The organism is Variovorax sp. WDL1, from assembly GCF_001541225.1.
GTDB lineage: Bacteria > Pseudomonadota > Gammaproteobacteria > Burkholderiales > Burkholderiaceae_C > Variovorax.
The window spans coordinates 1-3699 of sequence record NZ_LMTS01000262.1 but is presented as its reverse complement, the minus strand read 5'-3'; the positions used below and the strand labels follow the sequence as shown (position 1 = coordinate 3699).

Annotated in this window: 3 protein-coding genes and 1 pseudogene; all 4 read right to left on the bottom strand. The window is 67.2% G+C overall.

Annotation, left to right across the window (positions count from 1 at the left end):
• Positions 1-181: 181 nt before the first annotated feature.
• Positions 182-1195: a ferredoxin--NADP reductase gene (locus tag APY03_RS32830; protein WP_032490114.1), complete on the bottom strand. Its 1014-nt coding sequence runs from the start codon at positions 1193-1195 to the stop codon at positions 182-184.
• A gap of 11 nt (positions 1196-1206) precedes the next feature.
• Positions 1207-1851 (bottom strand): aromatic-ring-hydroxylating dioxygenase subunit beta, encoded by a 645-nt coding sequence (locus APY03_RS32825; protein ID WP_083944717.1) that lies wholly within the window; start codon positions 1849-1851, stop codon positions 1207-1209.
• Positions 1848-3194: an aromatic ring-hydroxylating oxygenase subunit alpha gene (locus APY03_RS32820; RefSeq protein WP_068683863.1), complete on the bottom strand. Its 1347-nt coding sequence runs from the start codon at positions 3192-3194 to the stop codon at positions 1848-1850. The genes APY03_RS32825 and APY03_RS32820 overlap by 4 nt, the downstream gene beginning before the upstream one ends.
• Before the next feature lie 36 nt (positions 3195-3230).
• Positions 3231-3699, bottom strand: a pseudogene (locus APY03_RS42880) (hypothetical protein); the annotation flags it as partial.

Genomic DNA, 3699 nt, shown 5'->3' with positions numbered 1-3699 from the left:
TCGTACCGTCACTTATTGCACTGAAAACGAGGAGACCCCAGCTCCGCAGCCACTTCGTAGCTGCCATGCCGTTCCAGCGCCAGGAATGCTCGGATCAAATCCCATTGGGGAGTGGTCGGACCATCTCGGGTCATGAATGGTGCTCCTTGGGTGGCTCGTGGCTGCCTGCAAGCATCCAGCGTCATGAAAATCGCACCTGCAGCGCAGGGCTGGCGGCACGGGTGCGGCAAGCGAGCAACCAGCCCGCGGCCACGTCGTCCTCGTCGAGCACCGAACTGTCCAAGCGCTGCACCTCGCCGGCCTGCAGGCGGCACATGCACGAGGCGCATTCGCCGACGCGGCAGGCGTGCGGCGCTGGCAGTCCGGCGCGCAGCATGGCGGACAGCAGAAGTTCGCCGGCACGCACCGGCACGGCGTGGGTCTGGCCTTTCATCAGGACCGTGAGCAGCGCCTCGGGGCCATCACCTGCGGCTTCCTCGCTCGCACCTTCCACGGCGGCGCCGAAGTCCTCCCGGTGCACACGCTGGGCATCGAACCCGGCGACCTGGAGACTGGCGCCCACGGCGTGCATGAAGGGTTCCGGACCGCACATGTAGGCGTCGGCCTGGTCCAGCCCCTGCGCCTGCGCCACCAGAACGGCCTGCGTAGGAAGGCCCTGCTCGGCGTCATACCAGTGGACGATCTCCAGGCGCCCCGCAGCGGCATCCTGCAACGCCTGCAACTCGGCCAACAGCATGGCCGTGGCCCGGTCGCGGTTAGCGTAGAAGAGCCGCACGCGCGCCGCACCGCGCGCCAGCGCCTCGCGAGCCAGCGCGAACACCGGTGCGATGCCGCTGCCGCCGGCGTACAGCAGCAGCGGCTGCCCGGGCCGCGCCAGGGTGAAGTGCCCGGCGGGGGGAAGAACCTGCAACTGCAGGCCCGGCCGGGCGTTGTCGCACAGCCAGTTCGAGACGCGGCCGCCGGCAACGCGGCGCACCAGCACGCTGATCGGCTGCCCTGTCACGGGCTCGCTGGTGATCGAGTAGCAGCGCCAGTGCTCGTCGCCCTGCACTTCGACCGCCAGCGTCAGGTACTGGCCCGGCTGGAACGTGAACTTCGGCTGCTGCTCATCGTCCACGCGCAGGCTGAGCAGGATGGCGTCGCTCCCCTGGGCCGTGACGTCGGTGATGGTGAGGGATTGCGCCCGCTTCGCCATTGACGCCGCCTTCAGAGGAAGAACGAGTTGTTGCCCTGGGGGCGGTCGCTGTCGATCAGATTGACCTGCTTGAGCACGATGCTCAGGCCAGCTTCCGTCTCGCGCAGAACGAAACCATTCCAGCCCGCCAGCACGCGGCCGTGGCCCTCGCGCGACTCGACCAGCGTGAAGCTGTAGCGCGCACGCCATTCGTCCGAGCGCCCTGGGCTCGCCCACACCTCGAGTCCGCTGAACTGGCGAGCGGTACGAGAGGTCGGGAACTGCGAGAAGGCCAGCCCCGTTCCCAGCCGCGTCACCCGGTCCAGGAGGCGGCGCCTGTCGTGGAATTCCAGCGTGACGCTGCATCTCGGGTCCGGAGCGGGCGAGACAGCAGGAATCCAGTAGACGCATTCTTCGGCGAACAGTGCCAGCCACTGGACGTATGCGTCCTGCGTGAGCGCCCCCTGGTCCAGCAGCCTCGCCTCCACGGTCAGCATTCGGACGATGTCGCGCTCACGCGCCGCATCGACGGTGCCGGGCTCGCGCACCACCGCCCGGGCCAGGTCGGCGGAGACGTCCATCAGCCAGTCGTAGAACGATGCGACCACATACAGCGATGGCGGTTGATGGCGGTACCCTTGCCGCCCAGCGGCGGGTTGCTGCGTCGCTGTGCTCATGCCAGCCTCCCCTTGTCCATGCGCAGCGTTGGCTCTGCCTGCATCAGGCGCTTCCACTGCGCGTAGTAGTTGCGCATGTGCAGTTCGGTGGTCACCGGTCCGCGGATGATTCCGTCCTCGACCGGCACGTCTTTGCCGGACTCGTGGTGCCGGCTCATGTCGACCCACTCGTCCTCGGGGCTGTTGCACAACCCGCGCTGGCACTCCTCGAAGTTGGCGGCGTCGTCCATCTCGCCCATCACCGGGAAATCCTCCTGGGTGCGCAAGCGCATGGTGTTCACCTCCGGATCGGCATCCTTGCGCTGCGTCGCGTACCAGTGCATGACCGTGGAGGCGACGGCCAGCGGCTGGATCACCTGCACCTGGTTGCCGATCAAGGCCAGGTTGGGAAAGATGTTGAGGTTCATCCCCGCGCCGACGGTGGTGTCGAGCACCTGCTGCGCCTGGTCCCCGTAGATGCTCGCCACGTGATCCTCGTAGGGCTCGCGTCCGGGCTGCGGGCGCTGCAGGCGCCAGGCCGATTCGCCGTGCATCTCCGGGCGCTGGTCGATCACGGTGTGGCCGTTGTCCAGCGCGCTGCTGGTCATCTTGGTGCGATCGGCATCGGCGAAGTAGGCCATGTCGCCGCCGCCATAGCGCGCCTTCGTCATGACCAGCAGCGACTGGTGCGAGAAGGGGACGTGGTAGCCGTCGCCGGCGTTGTCCCAGGTCAGCTTCCAGTTGCAGGCCAGGTGAAAGCGCTGCACCCCTGCCAGGCGCAGGTTCGAGGCCCCGCCGTTGTGATCGATCCAGGCGTCGAGGTAGCGCGCCGCGTTGCCGAGGTGGTCCGCGAGCGGTGGCGCGTCGGGGTTCAGCGTGGCAAACACGAAGCCCTTGTACGAATCCACCTGCGCCGGCCGCGCCAGGTGCATGTCGCGGGACTTGAAGGTCGGACCGTAGGCGTTCTTGCCCGGGATGCCGAACAACTGGCCTCGGTTGTCGAAACGCCAGCCGTGGTAGGGGCAGGTGAAGCCGGCGGCGTTACCCCGATGTTCACGGCAGACGCTCGCGCCGCGGTGCGAGCAGCGGTTGGAGAAGACACGGATGACGCCCTCTTCATCACGCGCGACGATGACCTCGCGCACACCGATCCAGGCTTGCTTGAAATCGTTGGGCTCGGGGATTTCGCTCTCGTGGGCCAGATAGACCCAAGTGGCCGCGAAGATGTTGTTCATCTCGCGGGAGAAGATGGCTTCGTCGGTATAGAGGCGACGATGCACCCGATCTTCCTGGACCAGATCATCCCAGTCGCCCTGGGCGGCGGGCGTCCGTGGAAGGACGGATATCTTGGCGGTGTTTGTCATGGGGGTTTCCTTGTTCCTCTTCGATTGCCTATGGCCTTAGGCCGGCAAGGCCGAAATGTCCTGCGGTGTCGCGGGAAGGCGCCCCGCGTCGAGCAGGCGCCGCCCCAACGCGATCACGCGCTCGGGATCCAGGGCCTGCTGCGATTCCTGCTGCACGCGGACCCATTCGTCGTCGTCGAACAACGCACGGTGGTAGGCCATGAGCTTCTGCTGCAGGAACTGCCGATCCGCTTCCGGGTGCCCCTGGATACCCAGGAACTGCCCATTCACCAGGAAAACTTCGTGCGGGATCGTCTGCGAGGACGCCAGCTGAACGCCGCCCGGCGGCAGGGTGGTCACGCATTCGCCGTGGCTTTGCACCAGCACGGTGGGGCCTGCGCCGACCTGAGGGCCAAACAGCACCTGGGCCTCGCTGCTCCATTCCAGCCGGTCCGCGCCCAGCTTGAAGCGACCGGACGGATTTCTCCCGACCTCCCCGCCCAAAGCGGCTGCGATGGCCTGGGCG

Bases quoted from the DNA above. Each gene is read 5' to 3' on its own strand.
- APY03_RS32825 (WP_083944717.1), bottom strand. From the start codon at position 1,851: ATGAGCACAGCGACGCAGCAACCCGCCGCTGGGCGGCAAGGGTACCGC.
- APY03_RS32830 (WP_032490114.1), bottom strand. From the start codon at position 1,195: ATGGCGAAGCGGGCGCAATCCCTCACCATCACCGACGTCACGGCCCAG.
- APY03_RS32820 (WP_068683863.1), bottom strand. From the start codon at position 3,194: ATGACAAACACCGCCAAGATATCCGTCCTTCCACGGACGCCCGCCGCC.